This window comes from Streptomyces fildesensis, from assembly GCF_016107395.1.
Classification (GTDB): domain Bacteria; phylum Actinomycetota; class Actinomycetes; order Streptomycetales; family Streptomycetaceae; genus Actinacidiphila; species Actinacidiphila fildesensis.
On record NZ_JAAIKO010000019.1, the window covers coordinates 69,372 to 85,820 of the forward strand.

General features: G+C 65.8%; 10 protein-coding genes. 6 read left to right on the top strand and 4 right to left on the bottom strand.

What is annotated here, in order from left to right:
* Positions 1-26: 26 nt before the first annotated feature.
* Positions 27-1,679 (bottom strand): N-6 DNA methylase, encoded by a 1,653-nt coding sequence (locus C6N31_RS23665; protein ID WP_198358114.1) that lies wholly within the window; start codon positions 1,677-1,679, stop codon positions 27-29.
* Between the two features lie 701 nt (positions 1,680-2,380).
* Between C6N31_RS23665 and C6N31_RS23670 the strand changes: the two genes are divergently transcribed.
* From C6N31_RS23670 to C6N31_RS23685, 4 genes are read left to right on the top strand one after another with little or no spacing between them, the layout of a single operon-like run.
* Complete coding sequence (locus C6N31_RS23670) at positions 2,381-3,931, top strand: TIGR02677 family protein (protein WP_198358115.1); 1,551 nt, start codon at positions 2,381-2,383, stop codon at positions 3,929-3,931.
* Entirely contained in the window at positions 3,931-5,208 is a 1,278-nt protein-coding gene (locus tag C6N31_RS23675) for a TIGR02678 family protein (RefSeq protein ID WP_232485563.1), read from the top strand. The genes C6N31_RS23670 and C6N31_RS23675 overlap by 1 nt, the downstream gene beginning before the upstream one ends.
* On the top strand, positions 5,192-9,469 hold the full coding sequence (locus tag C6N31_RS23680) for a TIGR02680 family protein (RefSeq protein WP_198358117.1): 4,278 nt from the start codon (positions 5,192-5,194) through the stop codon (positions 9,467-9,469). Before C6N31_RS23675 ends, C6N31_RS23680 begins: the two co-directional genes overlap by 17 nt.
* The gene (locus C6N31_RS23685) at positions 9,450-10,739 is read left to right on the top strand and encodes a Wadjet anti-phage system protein JetD domain-containing protein (RefSeq protein ID WP_198358118.1); all 1,290 of its coding nucleotides are present in this window, start codon (positions 9,450-9,452) and stop codon (positions 10,737-10,739) included. The genes C6N31_RS23680 and C6N31_RS23685 overlap by 20 nt, the downstream gene beginning before the upstream one ends.
* 458 nt (positions 10,740-11,197) lie before the next feature.
* Here the strand turns inward: C6N31_RS23685 and C6N31_RS23690 are convergent, their stop codons facing one another.
* Together C6N31_RS23690 and C6N31_RS23695 are read right to left on the bottom strand one after the other, a co-directional pair.
* On the bottom strand, positions 11,198-11,749 hold the full coding sequence (locus C6N31_RS23690) for a hypothetical protein (protein WP_232485549.1): 552 nt from the start codon (positions 11,747-11,749) through the stop codon (positions 11,198-11,200).
* Positions 11,750-13,267: 1,518 nt separating this feature from the next.
* Positions 13,268-14,035, bottom strand: coding sequence for an IclR family transcriptional regulator (locus C6N31_RS23695; RefSeq protein WP_198358119.1), 768 nt, complete (start codon positions 14,033-14,035; stop codon positions 13,268-13,270).
* Between the two features lie 280 nt (positions 14,036-14,315).
* On the opposite strand from C6N31_RS23695, the gene C6N31_RS23700 reads away from it, so the two are divergent.
* Complete coding sequence (locus tag C6N31_RS23700; protein ID WP_198358120.1) at positions 14,316-14,837, top strand: hypothetical protein; 522 nt, start codon at positions 14,316-14,318, stop codon at positions 14,835-14,837.
* Positions 14,838-15,047: 210 nt separating this feature from the next.
* Here the strand turns inward: C6N31_RS23700 and C6N31_RS46135 are convergent, their stop codons facing one another.
* Positions 15,048-15,368: a helix-turn-helix domain-containing protein gene (locus C6N31_RS46135; RefSeq protein WP_198358121.1), complete on the bottom strand. Its 321-nt coding sequence runs from the start codon at positions 15,366-15,368 to the stop codon at positions 15,048-15,050.
* A gap of 21 nt (positions 15,369-15,389) precedes the next feature.
* Here C6N31_RS46135 and C6N31_RS23710 point away from each other — a divergent pair, with 21 nt between their 5' ends.
* Positions 15,390-16,394 (top strand): site-specific integrase, encoded by a 1,005-nt coding sequence (locus C6N31_RS23710; protein ID WP_198358122.1) that lies wholly within the window; start codon positions 15,390-15,392, stop codon positions 16,392-16,394.
* Positions 16,395-16,449: the final 55 nt, after the last annotated feature.

Genomic DNA, 16,449 nt, shown 5'->3' on the forward strand with positions numbered 1-16,449 from the left:
GGAGCGCGAACCCACCTCCCATTCTGTCAATCCTCAGGAATGAGTGCGCCGTTCCCAAGCCCCTCTCGCGCCAGTACGGCAGCGGCTTCGCTCAGCTCGGCCACCTTTCGCATACGCTCCTCGAACTCTTGGAGCGAGCGGAAGGCGACTCCGTAGCGGCGCTGTTCGGAGATGTCCATCTGAGGAATGCGAGCACCCCGGCCGTCGAAGCGAAAGGTGCCGCTGGTGCTGGTGGAGCGACGGGTGTTCGCCGCGCTGCGCAGGAATCCCTGGAGATAGTCGGTGTCAAGCTGGTCGCTCACCGAAACCGGTTCCGGATCCGTGTACTCAACGAAACCGGCGCGGGCGAGCTCCGCGACACTGACGGTGGGGCCGTCCAAGGAACTGGGGCTGCCGCCGACCTCCAACGTCGGCAGAAGCTTCACGATCCCTCGTACCTGCTGTGCCAGCTCCCTCCGCAAGTCGTGATATTCGGCCGCATAGTCGCGATGGGACTCCCTTACGTGGCGGCCGGGAGTGAAGTCCACGGCATCGTCCAGCAGGCTGATCAGCGGCACGTCCGCCACCTGGCCGGGGCCAGCCTCAAGGGAACCCTCAGGGTCGCTCGCGGTCAGATCGACCATGCGCACGGACGACAGGATGTCATCGGGAGACTCCGGACGGCGCAGGTGCCACAGGTGAACAGGGAGGGAATGCGAGGCTGCAGTACCGGATGGCAGAGCTGTGATCTGGGTGAGGATGCCACGCCGTACGAGTTCGGAGCGGATACGGCGACCAGCCTTGCGGTAGGCGACCGAGGCGGGCATGACCATGAGAACGCGGCCGCCGGGAGCGGCGTGTGCGTAGGCGTGCTGGAGCCAGGCGAGTTCACCTTCGGCTCGCGAAGGGGTGCCGAGTTCCCAGCGTGAGTCGAGGAGCAGATCCTCCCGACCCCAGTCGGTGACGCCCACCGGGGGATCACAGACGACAAGTCCCGCTCTGAGATCAGGCCATTGGTCGTCTCGCAGGGAATCACCCATGGCGACGGTGACGCCGGTCCGGTCGGTGACATCGGCGCGCAGCTGCGCGAAAGCCGCGCTCCGCGCATCCGACTCCTGCCCGTACAGCTTGGCCCCCCGCTCGGGGCCGACGGCGAGAAGGAGCGTCCCGATACCGCAGGCCGGGTCGAAGATCGTCGTGTCACTCGCCACCTCGCCTACGAAGTGGCGCACGGCACGGACAACGCGAGGCGAAGTGACCTGATCCGATCCGGCCCGGCGCACCGAGTCGGTGAAGCGTTCAGTCAGGGAGCCGACCAGTTCGGCCACCGAGGCGCCCGCAGCCGCCTCCCGCGCCAACCGAACCGCCTCCTCCGTGAGCCCTGGAGCTGGCTCCCCGCCGCCAAGGAAGCGGAAGACGTCGACGAGCCCTCCGATGATCTCGTTGCCATAAGCCCCCCGCAGCACTTGCCACAGTTGGACCTCATCGGAGACACCCTGTCCCTTATGCTGCCGACCCAGCCACGCCTGCACATCGGCCAGGGCAAAGAGAGGACTGTTCGCACCGCCGCCCGCGGGTGCGGGAAAATCGTCGTAGCGACGCCTCCAATTGGAGACCGCGGCCCGGGTGACTCCCGCGAGCCGAGCGACCTCGGAGCCGGTGACCAGCGGACCGGCCGGTGGCGCGGCGTGTTCCTTCATGCCACCCACCGTACACGCGAGCTCAAATGCCTTCAATGAGTCGAATGTTGACGGCGTACACAACGCAAGCGTTTCGTTGCAGTGTGTACATCATGGAAGTGTCGTCGAACATTCCCCGACAACCGTCAGTCGCACGTCAGATCGAGGCCGGCAGCAGGGTCCCCGATTCCCACGACGCGGACGGCGCCTTCTCCTACATGCCACCAAGACCCCCACGAGCCGAAACGATCACCATGCAGCGGCCCGGCACCCACGGCCCGATCAACGACCGAAGGCCGGGAACGGGAGCCTATGTGTCCTGCCCGGAAACCCGGCAGGTTGCGCAACGCCCGGCCCAGCAGGAGCTCCCAAAGCGGATTGAGGACCCATCTTCGGCTCATCCGTGAGGCTCTACCATGCGCTTGGCTAAGTCGCTTGATCTACTTCCAGTTCCGTCAGATGGCGGAGCACGGTCAGGATTTCCACCAGCTCGATACCTCGCGACGGGTTCCAGCGCTCGCTGCGTATGCGATCCAGCGGACTGCCAACGCGCTGGCACGTAGCACTCTTCGCCAGCCTTGACAGACGGGCCGTTTTACCAACAGGCGACGTGGGCGCCGGAGCCCGCTGTACTCTCCGTGAACGAGAGTCTCGCAGCGTAAGCGGCGCCTGGTGGCATCTGGGGGCTCGATGTGTGTGACCAGGGGGCGGGAGTAACGCACGTGGCCGCATTCGGCGGGCGTATGAAGATCGTGGCCTACCTCAACCACGAGAAGACGCTGTTCTATCGCTTGGTTCTGGATGTGTTGCTGGACGAGGAGGCCCGACTCGGCGTCCACCTCAGCACGGCGCAGATCAGGCAGCGGGTTCAGGACGAGCTTGCAAGCGAACCGGACCTGCTGGAGGCCCTTCCGGCAGTCGAGGGCCTGCTCGAAGACCTGAACGGCTGGCGGAACGTGAACCGGATTCATAACACCCGGCATACCACCACGCCCGAGGAGTACCTTCAGCGAGACTACCTATACCAGCTGACCTCAGCCGGCGCCCGGGTCCATCGCGAGATGAGCCGGATTGACGAGGACATGTCTGATGCTGGCTCGCTGCAGGCCTCGATGCTTCCGGAGGTCCTCTCGTCCCTCGCGGCACTGTTGCGGGCCATTCGTGAGGAGGACGGCGACCTCAGCAGCGCCCTCGGCGCTTTCCGGCGCACGACGGAGGGATTCGTGCGGTTGTCGGAGGACGCGAAGCTCTTCGTGCAGGGCCTCAACGGCTCGTTGGCTTCGGAGGAGATCCGGGACCCTGAGGTTTTTATTGCCTACAAGAATGTCGTGGTGGGGTATCTGCAGTCGTTCACGGTCGTCCTGCACCAGAGCGCTGCTCCCATTGCGAAGCTGATCATTCAGTCGGAGCAGGCGGGGCTCCTGACCCGGCTCACCGAGATGGCAGCGCTTGAGGCCGCGCCCGTCCTGGGTGTCAGCCACGAAGAGGTCGTCGTCCGCGAGGCGCAGCGAATGCGAGAGTTATGGGAGGGCCTGCGCGGCTGGTTCGTGGCTGCCGGAGAGCGTCTTCCGGTCGCCGAGCTGCTGCTCGACCGGGCCTCCGATGCGATCGCCTTCATCGTCATGACCGTCGGGCACATCAACGACCAGCGGTTCCGGCGGGCGAGTCGGACGGCCGACTTGGTGGCCCTGGCCGGCTGGTTCGACGGCTTCGACGTGACCGGCGGCGGGCGCGAAACCACCTCCTTGTGGCGTACGGCTTTCGGCTCCTACTCCTCCCGGCACCTGGGCCATCCCGGTGCATTCGAGGACGACTGCGATGCGCGACCCGAGGTCGCCTGGTGGCAGAGTGAGCCAGCTCCGGTCTCGGCAGAGCTGCGCTCACGTGGGCCTCGGGCGCACGCGGGACCCCCGCCGCGGGTCCGCGATCCACGGCGCGCCAAGAGCCTGCTGGCCGCCCGGCAGAAGCAGGAGCATGCAACGACGGAAGCTGCAGAGCAGTCCCTTGCGGGCAGAGGCCCGGTGCGGCTGTCGGAGCTCGGGCGGCTGGATTCCGCCGAGGCGGAGGTCTTCCTGACCTGTCTGGGACTCGTCCTGTCGGTACGGAAACGAAGCGGAGGAATCCGGCGCACGCGTACCCCTGACGGCCGCCTGCTGATAACGCTGGTGCCTGCGGCGGAAGGGGAGACCGCCGCTGTGGAGCTGCGGGGCGGAGTGTTGAGCACGCGGGACTTCGAGCTAACGCTGCTGGTGGAGGAGCGTGAGCGCCGGTGATGGGTTGGACCGGGCAGGAGGGTCACGAACGCCGCGAGGTTGTTCGCGCTCTGCTGCACACCCCCGTGCTTCGGCGCGAGGGCCGGAACAGGCGGCTGGTGGATCAGGCCCGTCGGCACGAGAAGGAACTGCGTGCTTGGTTCGATCGGCAGTTGGGATGGCCGCTGGTGGTCGAGCGCGACCTGATACGGCTGCTCAAGATCCCCGAGGATCCCGGACGCTATCCCGATTCAATCGTCCCCACCCCGCGGCAGTGTGCGCTGTACTGCCTGCTGTTGGCGGTCCTGGTCGACTGCGGTGGGCAGACCGTGATCAGCGAGCTCGCCGACCGCGTGACCGCACTCACCACCGCGCACCGCGGTCTGCGCAGATTCGACGCCACCTCGACGCGGGAGCGCCGCGATCTGGTCGCGGCGCTCCGGCTCCTCGCTGAGGGCGGCGTGCTGCGGTCTCCCCGGGAGGCAGGCGTCACAGCAGACTCCGAACAGGCCTACGTCGCGGGCCGCGGTAACGCCGTCTACGACGTCGACCACCGCTTGGCCGCCTCCGCCGTGGTCTGCCCAGTCCCACCCAGTCAGGCCGACGGCCCGGATACGCTGCTGCGCGTCACCGAAGGGGACCCCGGGAGCGGGGCCAGGACCGATACCGAGCTTCGGCAGTCACTCATGCGACGCCTGATCGACGACCCGGTCGTCTACGTGGATGACCTGCCGCCGGACCAGAGAGAGTACCTGCCGGTTCACCGAGAGGAGTTGGTGGCCGCACTCGTCCTCGGACTCGACACCCGGGTGGAGGTGCGGGTCGAGGGCCTCGCGATCGTCGACTCCCGCTTCTCCGACATCGAGTTCCCTGCGGCCAGCGCTGTCTCAGTGGCGGCGCTGGCCCTGGCCGACCTGCTGGCCAGAGAGGCCGTCCCGGGGCAGACAGGCAGCTTCATCGTGAGGCACGACCGTCTCTTCGAGCTGGCGGGTCTGGTCGCGGAGCAGATCCGCCGCGTTGTGCCGAACATCGAGCGCAAACCCGTGGACGCCTCCGTCGTGCTGCGGTATTCCGTGCCCGTACTGATGCAGTTCGGACTCACCGACCCTCATGAGGACGGTGCACTCGTCCGTCCCGCCCTCGCCCGCTACCGCGACCCTTCCGGACGCGGGGCCCGTATCGCCGGGGAGGCATTGCTGCTCTTCGGCCAGGATCTCGACATGCCGCTCCGCCGGAGCAAGCCGCAGACCGCTCGCCCCTCGCCCCCGGAAGGTCACCCCGATGGCATCGCCGACTGACCGAACGCCGACGCCCGCGCTGCAGCGCATCCTCGACGGGGAACTGCCAGTGCCGGGCCGGGAGCGGTTCCAGCAACTGCGCCTGGGCCTCATCGGCATTTGGGAATACGAGGAGCAGGAATTTATCTCTTACCGCAATGGGCTGATCCTGCGCGGGCGGAACGGGGCGGGGAAGACCAAGGTGATGGAGGTGACCAGCCCGCTGCTGCTGGACGCGCTGCTCAGCGCTCGGCGACTGGACCCGTTCGGCTCGACCGCACGCCCGATGCGGGACAATCTGCTACATCGAGGGCGCAGCCATCGTGTCGGGTACAGCTGGTGCGAGTACGGGCGCGTCACCGAGGACGGCAGCTACGAGTTCGTCACCGTCGGTATAGGAATGAGGGGCAGCACGTCCGTCAAAGGAGGGGTCCACAAGCCCTGGTTCTTCGTCACCGCCAAGCGTCTCGGCCAGGACTTCAGCCTGCTGAACGAGCAGAGGCAGCCATACCTGCGTAAGCAACTGGCAGTCCGGCTCGGCCCCGACGACGTCTTCGAGGACCGGCGCGCGTACCGAACGGCTGTCGCGGAGCGCCTGTTCGGCTTCGGTGTCGGAAAGCTGGCCGCCCTGGTGGAACTCCTGCTGGTCCTGCGCAAGCCGAAGTTGAGCGAGAACTTCAACGGCGAGCAGCTCAGCCGGATGCTGAGCAACGGACTGCCACCGGTCAGTACGGCGTTGCTGGATGACCTGGCCGTCCGCTTCGATCAGCTGGCCCGTGACCGCGACGACCTGGAACGGCAGGAGCGGCATCAACTGGGCATGTCCACCTTTCTGTCGGTGTACTCCCGCTATGCGCGCGGGTGGACCAGGAGCATCGCGGAGCGATTGACGGAGGCGGATTCTCAGCTCATCGAGGCGCAACAATGCAGTAAGAAAGCCGTTGAGAAGGTCGAGCAGACTGAGAAAAAGCTGAGGGAGGGGCAGGAGGCACGGAGATGTTTCCTCGACGAGCGCGAGACGTTCCGAATCGCTGTCGATGAACTTCGCATCGACCCGCTGATGGATCAGCATGAACTCCTCACCCGGCTTCAGGAGCAGGCCGAGGAGGCGGAAGCGAAGCTCCCCGACCTCCGACAGCGTCTGGAGACGGCAGTATCCGCCATGACTGCGGCGGAATGTGCAGCCACCAAGCAGTCCCGGCTTCTCGAAGGAGCCGCCGCCGTGCTGCTGGACGCCGAGGCGCAGGCCCTGACGCAGGCGGCCCGGACCCGCATCGAGGATGCCCACATCGAGCTCGCCGCAGCTATCCGTGAGGACCCCGCGCAAGCAGAGGCCGCGCTCCTGGGCCACGTGGAAGCCCGCACGAACGTTCTCCGGCGTGCCGTCGTCCTGGCTCAAACCGCACAGAGCGCCAAGACCGCACGCGATCAAGCGGACGAAGCTCTCCAGAAGACCTGGGCGCTGTGCAGGACGGCCAAGCTAGCCGCAGAAGAGGGTGAGCAGAAACTCGCGGACCAGATAGTCGAGTTGCAAGTCAAGCTCGTCGACTGGAGCGAGCGCTGCCAAGAATTGCGGCTGAGCGACGGCGAACTGGGTGAGCTCCAGGCACAGGCAGCGACCTTCGGCCTTCCCAGCGCCACCACCCTCTCCCGGGAGGTCGCCCGTTTCGCCCGCCCCCGAGGCGACCTGCTCACTCGGCAGGCATCCGACATGGTCGCCGAACTCCGTATCCTGCAGGAGGAAAGGGACCAGACTGCCGCCCTGCGGCTGCGCGTCGCCCAGGAGACGGACCCCCTGCCAACAGCCCCGACGTACAAGCGGCGGGATCGTAGCGTTGCCGCCGATGGTGCTCCGCTATGGCGGCTGCTTGACTTCGCACCGGACATCGACGACGGAGCCCGGGCGGGCCTGGAGTCCGCCCTGCTCGGTTCGGGGGTACTGGATGCATGGGTCACCCCCGCGGGAGGCCTGCTGGATGGCAGCACTCTCGACAGTCTCCTGCCCGCTGACCGCGAGCCTGTCCTTGGCCGTTCCCTCGCCGACGTCCTGCACGCGGTCGACCACGAGACAGTCTCGTCGCGGGTAACCACGGGCATTCTCGCTGCTATCGCGCTCGCCCCCGCAAACGCGGAGCAACCGCCGGGCGATTGGGTGTCGACCGACGGCTCCTGGCGGATCGGCCCGATCCACGGCCGTACCACGGCGACGCAAGCCGCTTACATCGGCGCCGCCGCCCGCCAAGCCGAGCGCCACCGTCGGCTGCAGGTGCTGGACGATCAGCTCTTCGAACTGGACGGCCGGATCGTACAGATCAACAAGCGGCAGCAGCACCTCACCGAGCGGCAGGATGACCTGCTGGCCGAATGCGACGAGGTCGCCGACTTGGATCAGCCGCTGCGGGACTGCCAGGTGATCCTGTCGGCGGCCAGACGCGTATTGGAAGCGCACAGCGCACAAAGCCAACTCGATAAGGCCGCGCTCGACGCGAACGAGATCACCTGGAAGGAGGCACGCGCGGAGTTTGAGCGCTACGCCAGGCTACGCTCAACCGACACTCGGCTGGAAGCGCTCGCCACGGAGCAGCAAGCGCTCACTGAGTACAGGTCCAGTCTTGGCAACCTCTTCCGCCAGCTGGGCGCCTGGTTGGCCAGGGCAGAGCAGTGCACCAGCGCCGGCGCACTGCTGACCACCTGTCGCGACCATCAAAAGCTGGTCGGGACTGACCTGGACGACGCCAAGCGCGATGCCAAGAAAAAGCGCCAACAGCACGATGTGCGGCGCAGCGTGGTTGGGGCGGACGTCGACGACGTGTTGAAAAGGCTCGCCCTTGCCCAGGCGGGCCTCGCGAAGAGCCTCGCTCTGGAGAACGGAAGCCTGGCAGCCCTGGAGGCTGCAAACAAGCAGAACACTCTCGCCCAATCTGCGTGGACACAGGCCCGCGGGATCGTCGAGCAGCGGATGCAATCCTTGGACGAGCGGGGCAGACAGTATCAGGAACTCGACCGACTCGGATTCCTTGCGCTGGTCTCCACAGAAGGGCCGACCGAGGACGCCCTCGACGCTGTCGCCACTGCACATGCCTTGACCCGGCAGCTCGTCGACGTTCCCTCGGATCCGCGTGCCCTCGACCAAGCACGCGACGATGTGGACCGCGCCCGGCAGGACCTCGAGGGCGTGCTGGCGGGTCCGGACTGGAAGGTACGTGCCGGCAACGAGGACCGGCTCGTCTCGGTCCACTTGTTCCACAACGGTCAGCACCTGAGTGTGGCGCAAGGGCTCGCGATCGTGCAGAAGGAGGTCCACGAACGGAACCGCCTGCTCGACGCGAATGAACACGACCTGTTCACAGAGGTCCTTCTCGGACAGGTGGGCGACCATCTGCGCCGCCGCCGCGCGCGGGCCAAGGCGCTCATCGATGAGATGAACAGGCTTCTCGGATTACGCCGCACAGCCTCAGGGCACGTCATGCGCCTGGTGTGGGAGCCAGACCCTGACAAGGGCGATGAGACCCGGGAGGCATTGGCGACACTGGACCGGCAGGCCAGCCGGTTCTTGCCCGACGAGGCCCGCGACCACTTGATCTCCTTCCTCGGCCGGCAGATAGCCGTGGCCAGGGAGGCGGAGGGCGGAGCGGACTGGAAGAGTCACCTGCGCATCGCCCTCGACTACCGGACCTGGAGCCGGATCCGCGTCCAATACAAGACCGGCCCGCAACAGAGATGGACCGACATCGACGCCGGTATGCACGGCAAAGGATCCGGCGGCGAGAAAGCCGTCATGCTGCAACTCCCGCTCTTCGCCGCCGCCGCGGCCCACTACGCGGGAGCTGCGCGGACCGCTCCGCGCCCGGTGTACCTGGACGAGGCGTTCGCCGGCATCGACGCCGAGATGCGGGGCGAGTGCATGGGACTGCTCGTCCAACTCGACCTCGACTTCGTCATGGCGAGCCATGACGAATGGGGTTTCTACGAGGAGGTCCCCGGCGTGGCGACCTACCAGCTGTTCCGTGACCCGCAGACGGAGGGAGTCCTCACGACCCCCATCATTTGGGACGGATCCGAGCGGCATCTCATGCTCGATCCGGCGCTGCTCGGCGGCAGCGGCCTCGACTTCGACGCTGACGACCAGCTCGGCGACGACGAACAGGCTGACGGCGAAACCGACGAGGACGAAGACCTGGACGACGAGCCCGAGACGGATGAGGAGTTCGAGGACACGGACGAGGACGGCACCACATGCGGCCGGACCGGGGGGCTACTGGATGACATGGACCTTGACTGACATGGGAAGCCGCCTCGCCCTCCATCCCGATCTCGCGCAGTGGGTGGCCAGCCCGGGCGGGGCTCTCTTCTGCGCCCGCGTGCGCCAGCACATCGCCAACGGTGGAAAGCTGGACCGCCGCCTTGGCCTTCGGATGACAGCCCGTGAACGCGCGGATCTTATAGACCTGTTCGGTGACGCAGTCGGTGCGACAGGGATTCAGCTTGCACGCGCCGACACAGTGCTGCGCGGTAGCCGACACACCTTGCCGCTCCGGATGCTGATCATCGGTGCCGGCGGGCCGATCCGGACGAAACGCGGCCAGGCACGGTACCGGGCGATCTGCAAGCGCTATCAACTGATGCGGGAACGTGCTGAGACGTTGGCCACCATCGCCGACGTTTCGGAACTGGCCACAGAACACGGACTGCTCGCGTCACTGCCGGACGACAACAGGCGTGTGCCTCCCGAGGGCTCCAGCGCCGCCACTCCTCACTGGGTCACGTACTGCGCCGCGGTGCGGGCAGCAGCAGAGTGGTTCCGTGCCGCGAATCGCGGCTGGAAGTGCAGCGAGCGTGAACTGGCAGCGCTGGCACTCGGTGGAACCAAGACATGGACCGAGGCTTCCAAGGCTGCCTTCTCCAACCTGGTCGGCCGCCCATTCACCGAGGCCGTCCATACCAGCGACACGGGCCTGAGGATGACCGGCCCGGCCGAATGGCACCGACAAGGCCTCGTGGCGGACCTCACCCTCGCTGAACCCTTCATTGAGCTTCCCGGCTGGGCGGTCACGAGAGACGGCCGGTTCGACCTCCAGGCTTGCGGCATCTTCCTCATCGAGAACCAGGAGACTTTCGAAGCGGTCGCCACGCGCACCAGCGTCCCCAGGAACTGGCTCTGCATCTGGACGGAGGGATTCGCCTCTGGAGCACTGGTGCACTTCCTAGGTAGCCGCGTGCCGGAGTCGTTGCCGATCGCGGCCTGGGGGGACCTTGACCCGCCGGGCATCGACATCATCCTCGACCTCTCGGACAAGTGCGCCCGCAGCATTCGGCCGATTGCAATGGACGCGGAGCTGTACCGCCGCGGGCGCAAACTCGTGGAGGAACCATCGCAGCTCGAAAGATGGCTGAACCAGGCACAGCAGCAGGCCGACACCGTCCCGAGTCACTTCAAGGGACTGGTGGCTGCCATGATCGAGCACGGAGGGCTGCGCTGCGAACAGGAGGGCCTGCACGAACAGGTACTCCCGTACTTGCACCGCTGGCTGGCCGAACTGAAACAGTTCTGAGTCCGTCCGGGATCGCAGCACTCGGAGCGGCATGTTTTTAGACTTGCTTTTCCAAGCCTCCGCACACATTTGGTGTCCGCCGTGGGCAAGACCGCGAGAGCACGATGGCCGGTTCATTGCGGCGTGGCGCGAGCGCGTCTTAAACGCCGAGGAAGGCGTTAAGACGGCCCTGGGAGGGGTTCGCACTCAGCGCGAGCGTATCGGCGAACACCTCGGCCGGATTCGCGACCTGGAGCAATCTTCCCGCGAACGCCGTTTAGCACATGACGACGGAGAACACTACGCTCAAGCGCCAGACCCGCGCAATCACTAGCGAACGCCGAAGTCTGGAAGAGCGGCTGATGGGCGCCCGCGAGGGAACACTCGGTTCCTCATCAAGCGGGTCGCTGAGCTCGAAGTTCAGCTGGCTGAACAGCTCGTTCTCCTTACCAGGATAGCCGGGCAGAGTAGACCATGAGCTACTCGGTAGGAGCAGCCTGCAGAGCGAAATCTGGCAGCCCTGTCCAGGACAGCGTCTCACCAAGATGGTTCGCCACGATGTTGGCCAGATGCTCGGCGCCTCCTCTATAGATCCGAGCACACGAGATAGCGCCATGCAGGGCAAGAGAGTGCTTCCCGCCCTTCATGGAACGCAGGACCGACGAGGCTGGCACTACGTTGTTCTTCACCGGGCCGGGCCACACCTCGCTCCGCCAACCGCTGGCCATCCCGTGGGACAGACAATGGCGCACCTGCATCCACCCCTGGGCAGCAGTCTTCGCCTGGTCCCAGCTCAAGGTGGCCGGCTTCCAGAAGGAGGCCCCGATTCCTGGCGGGGCCCACACATCGACAGCGAAGCCCGCCTTGAGGCATCTGGCTAGGGTCGGAAACTCCTTGACAACGAGCTTCTCGAAATCCTCGATGTCGGGATTTGTCAGGTTCATCTTCCTGACGATCTGGGCGAAGCTCTGGCCCTGACCATAGAGAACCGTCGCAAAGAAATCCTCTGCAAAGCCTTCAAAAGCTGACAAAACACCCAAAGTAATAGCTGGGGCAAGTGCCGCAGCGTTGCCTGCCCCGCCACGCCTTCGGGGGTGAAGCGCCAGGAGGCGCGACGGGACAATCAACGACCGTGCGAATCGGTCAACACTGGCCTGCAAGCTGGGAGCCAAAACCGCTGTTGCCACTGGGTAGCCTCCTGGGATTGATCACTAAGAAGTCAGAGGATCCCATCCCGGGTGCTGCACGGGTACGGGTTCGTCCAAGATGGGCCTCCGGACTCTCACCTCAAACCCAGGGGACAAGTATCCGACGAGTAGTTCCATTCGAGCCCACCGTTCGCCGGCGTTGATTTCCGGCACGGGTTGCAGACTCTACCGACCTGCGGAAACACTTCGGCCGGGCCGAGTGTGGACTGACCGTCGCTTGCCGGCACCCAACCCGGCCGCTTCAGCCCATGTTGTCGAAGTCTTTATCTTGCTCATCGGCCACCTGGCGTGCGTATTCGGCGGCGACCTTCGCGGAGACCTTGCGTGCATGCTCCACCCGGTCGGGCCGCCACCAGGTCAGCAGGCTGTTGCTCTTACTCCGATTGCCGCCCCACCCTCATCCAGGACGCGGTAATCGTCACTCTGGGCCAGGCCCTCACCCCTCTTCGCACGGCCCCGCAGATCACCGCGTGACCACGACCGCCTTCTCCTCGCCTGAGAGGACGCCGCACCTCAGAACCTCTCCATTTGGGTACGACTCCGCAGTGCGCCACCGCGTACGGACCTCTATTCTCAGCGGACCCCGGCCAGTCCCCGCAGCGGTACGGCGTCCTTCGCCCGGGTCGGCACCTGCGGGGCGGGGCGGCTTCGCTCATCTCTGAAGGCAGGATCCGGAGGCTGCAGTCCCTATGCGATTACCGCAGCTGTCTCCAGAGCGGGACCAAGGCGTGGCCTGGACTTCCGGGAAGAACTCTCGTTGCCACGAACTGCAAGTGGCCGGTTAAGCGGCCGCATGTCAGGATCGATCCATGCCTGTTTTCCTGGACGCGGTCGTTGGTTCGGGCCTCCCCGCCGTGCCGGCTCCCAGGATGCGGCGGGTCGCGTTCGTCGCGGTACTGAGTCTAGATGGGCGGCTTGCCTTGGTGGCAGATGAACTTCCTGGGGGCCGTTCCCAATGGGTCCTTCCTTCAGAACCCGCACGAGACGCAGAACCCTACCGTGAGGCGGCAGCACGAGTGCTGCTCGACATGGTCGGTGCGATGCCAGTGCGCAGGGGCGTCGTCGAGGGATGCCGGTGGGCTCAGGTTCCTGTTCCAGTCGGCCGGAGCCGCCGCGAGGCACACGTGTTCATATTTCGTCTCGCTGCGGCTGTCGGCCCACCTGAACATCTGCCGTGGAAGGGAGCAACATGGTGGGCAGGGCCCGAGCAGTGGCCGAAGTTGTGCGCACGGTGCGATCTGCCGGATGTGGACGTGCTGCTGACGGGATACCTGGAGGGATGGATCCCAGACGGGCGGATCACGTTGGAGCCTTGAAGTTCCACCACCCCGGCACCCGTTGTCACTCTGCCCTGGCGATCGTGGTGGCGGTCTCCTGTAGGGCCGTGGCAACCGCAGACATGTCCTGTTCTCGCAGTCGTACGGCGGGTGCGTGCACGGCGATCGCAGCGAGCGGCTCTCCGATTCGGTTGCGGACAGCTACTGCGACGCCGTGCAGGTCGTGTGCGCTCTCTTCAAGGTCTGCCGCCCACCCGCGGACTCTGATTTCCTCCAATTCCACCTCAAGCAGAGGCCATTCGGTGATGCTTGCTGCCGCCGTAGCGGGGAGCACGGCCGGGAGAGTCGCGCGTACACGTGCCGGATCGCACAGTGCGAGCAGCGCCTTGCCCGCGGCTGTGACGTGGGCGGGAAGGGTCTGACCGAGCGGAACGCTGACGCGCAGGAGCTGCTGGCACTCAACTCCGTCGACTAGCCGGACGACGGGTGCGTCAAGCATGTACAGACACACCGTCTCCTGCAGTTTCTCGGACAGCTCTTCTAGGGGTCTGCGGGCCTGTCGGCGGATGTCCAGGTGGGCGATCGCGTCCAGTCCCATGCGCACGAGCTGCGGCCCCGGTGAGTATCCGCGCTGGCCCGGATCGTGGCGTACGAAACCCGCGTGCTGCAGGGTGACCAGGATGCGGTGTGCAGTGGAGCGCGAGATGCCGAGTTCCCGGGCGGTTTCGGTAACACCGATTTCCCCCCGGTCATGGGCTAGGACGAGAACGTCCAAGGCCTTCGTCACCGACGCCAGGGGGTCGGTCGCCGACGGAATATTGACATCCATCATGAAGGAACCGTAGCGCCCGGAAGCTCCCGGGGACCGGGAGCTTCGGCGGAATCTACACCGTCAGAGTTCGTGGCGGTACGCCACACGGATCCGGTGCGACATCGCAAGATTCCAACCAGTCGCTTTTTGGGTCGAGGATGGCCGAGTCTTGCCGTAAATCCCACTGGACTTGGCGCACTTGGGTGATCTGCTGACTGTTTGTCGGCGCCTCACAGGAACTCAGTGCGCGCCACAGTGTGCCGTCACTAAACTGGCACCGGCCTTCTCTTGGGAGTTCACCATGGCGGGATACCGGACGGGCGCGTCTTCGTCGGACAAGGGTGTCTATGTCGGCCTGGCCCGGCATGCGGTGGAGGAACTGATCGCCTCGCTGCGTTGTGAGTTGGCCACCCTGGAGGCGGTGCGCGCGATGATGTGCCAGGACGCCGAATCCGCTGATGCCCCCGAAGAGCAGCCGACTGGCGACGAGGACATGTCGACCACTCCGCTCTCCAGGGGGGCCGCGTCTGAAGATTCTGCCGCCGACGAGGATCTGCCGGCGGATGAGGCGCGTCCGGACCCCGATCCTCGAACCCTGGGGCCGCCGCGCAACGGAAGCATGCGTGATGCGATCCTCACGCTCTTGTGCGCCGCCCAGGAGGCGATGTCGATCACGGATATTGCGGCAGCCGTACGGCCGGGAGCGGATGCAACGGTCCGCTCATCCGTGGGGAAAACCCTCAACCGCATGAAGCAACTTGGCGAGGTGGAAAACGTAGCACCGGGGATGTATCGGGCCGTGTTGGCATCCCGGGCTGCTTGATCGCCTAGGCACGGCCCCAACCCAATAAGCAGGTCTCCCTCGATTATCGGTCGAGGGAGACCGCCCAAACACACGAACGGACGCTTCCCCTATCAGAGTTCGGGTCCGTCGTGCATGTTCACTCTAGCGCCGCCGACGGTGGCGCTAGAGCGAATCCGCGCCGTCATGCGATGGACCGTGCACGACTGAACTCAAACAGACAATTGAGGTTCAGTCATGAACACATTGGGTCGCATCCGATCCGGGCCAGAGCGCCAGGCCCAGGGCGTGCTCCAGCCGGCAGACTGTCAGAACATCCGGCCAGCCAGCTCCCGCCAGCAGATCGCCGATGGTCTGCCTGCCGACGTCACTCTGGGCGGCCAGAGCGCGCAGCGAGAGCTCCGGCCGGTCACCCAGGGCGGCAGCGAGGCGGCGGGCAATCGTCTGGACCACCGCCGCGGCAGGCTCCCCGACGATTCGGGCATCCGGCCACTTCTCCGGATCGACGGCGTAATTCCGTGGCGGCGCCGTGCGCGCTCGGCCTCCGGTCATAAAGATGCGTTCCTTCAGATTGTGATCGACACTGACACCAGTGGCCGGTTAACCGGCCACATGTCATGGACCCTGCGCCTGGAGGTCGCTGTGTCGAATCGTCTGCTGGCGTACTCGCCAATGCCGGAAACGGTGCCGCCTACCCAGTGGCGCCGCATCGCGCCGGTCGTTCGCTCGATGGGTTTCCTGGCCGTTGCAGCCGGCCCCTACGGCCCGGATGCGATCATGACGCCCCTCGCGCGACTGGCCGCCTGGGTTGAGACCCAGGGCCTCCCGCTGGAACCCTCGGTGATCCTTGACCAAAGCACCGTTGAACGGTTTATCCTCATCGGCTGCCACGGCATGGCGGCCAACAGCCGACGGACCTGCAGCAGTCAGCTGCGTCGGGTCTCCGAAGCGTTCCTGCTGGATCAACTCGGACAGCATCCGCCGATCCGGTTGAAGGCTGCCGCGACCCCGGTGGCTCCCTACCCGCCGACGGAAGTCGCCCGCTGGTTGATCTGGGCGCAGAGCCTGCCCACCCCGGCTCAGCGGCGCAACGCTTGTCTGCTCCTCTGTCTCGGCATCGGGTGCGGTCTCGCCGTCGAGGACCTTGTGCACGTTCAAGGGCAAGACATCCATGCCGGCCCAACCGGACGGGCGCTGGTCAAGGTTCACGGGCGCAGGCCGCGCACCGTCGTGTGCCGCTACGCCTACGAGGAACTGCTGCTGGCAGAAGCCGCAGATATCCCCGCAGGCACGTACGCCTTCCGACCGGACTGGCAGGACCGGACTAGCAAACACGTCGCATCGGACTGGCTCGCCAAATACCCACGAATCATCGGCCGTTGTGATGGTGCGGTGCTGCAGGCCCAGCGGTTGCGTACTACGTGGCTCGTAGATCTGCTGAATGCCGGCATTCCGCTGCAGGTGATCCTCAGGGCGTCGGGCCTTGCGACGTTGCACAGCCTCTCGCGCTACCTCGTCTTCCTCCACGACGTGCCCGAAGCGGAAGCATTCGATCTGTTGCGGGGAGTTCCGGCATGAGCCGGAAGAACCCAGAGAACAAACCCTGCCGGCGTACCGGTCTTGCCCTACGCCC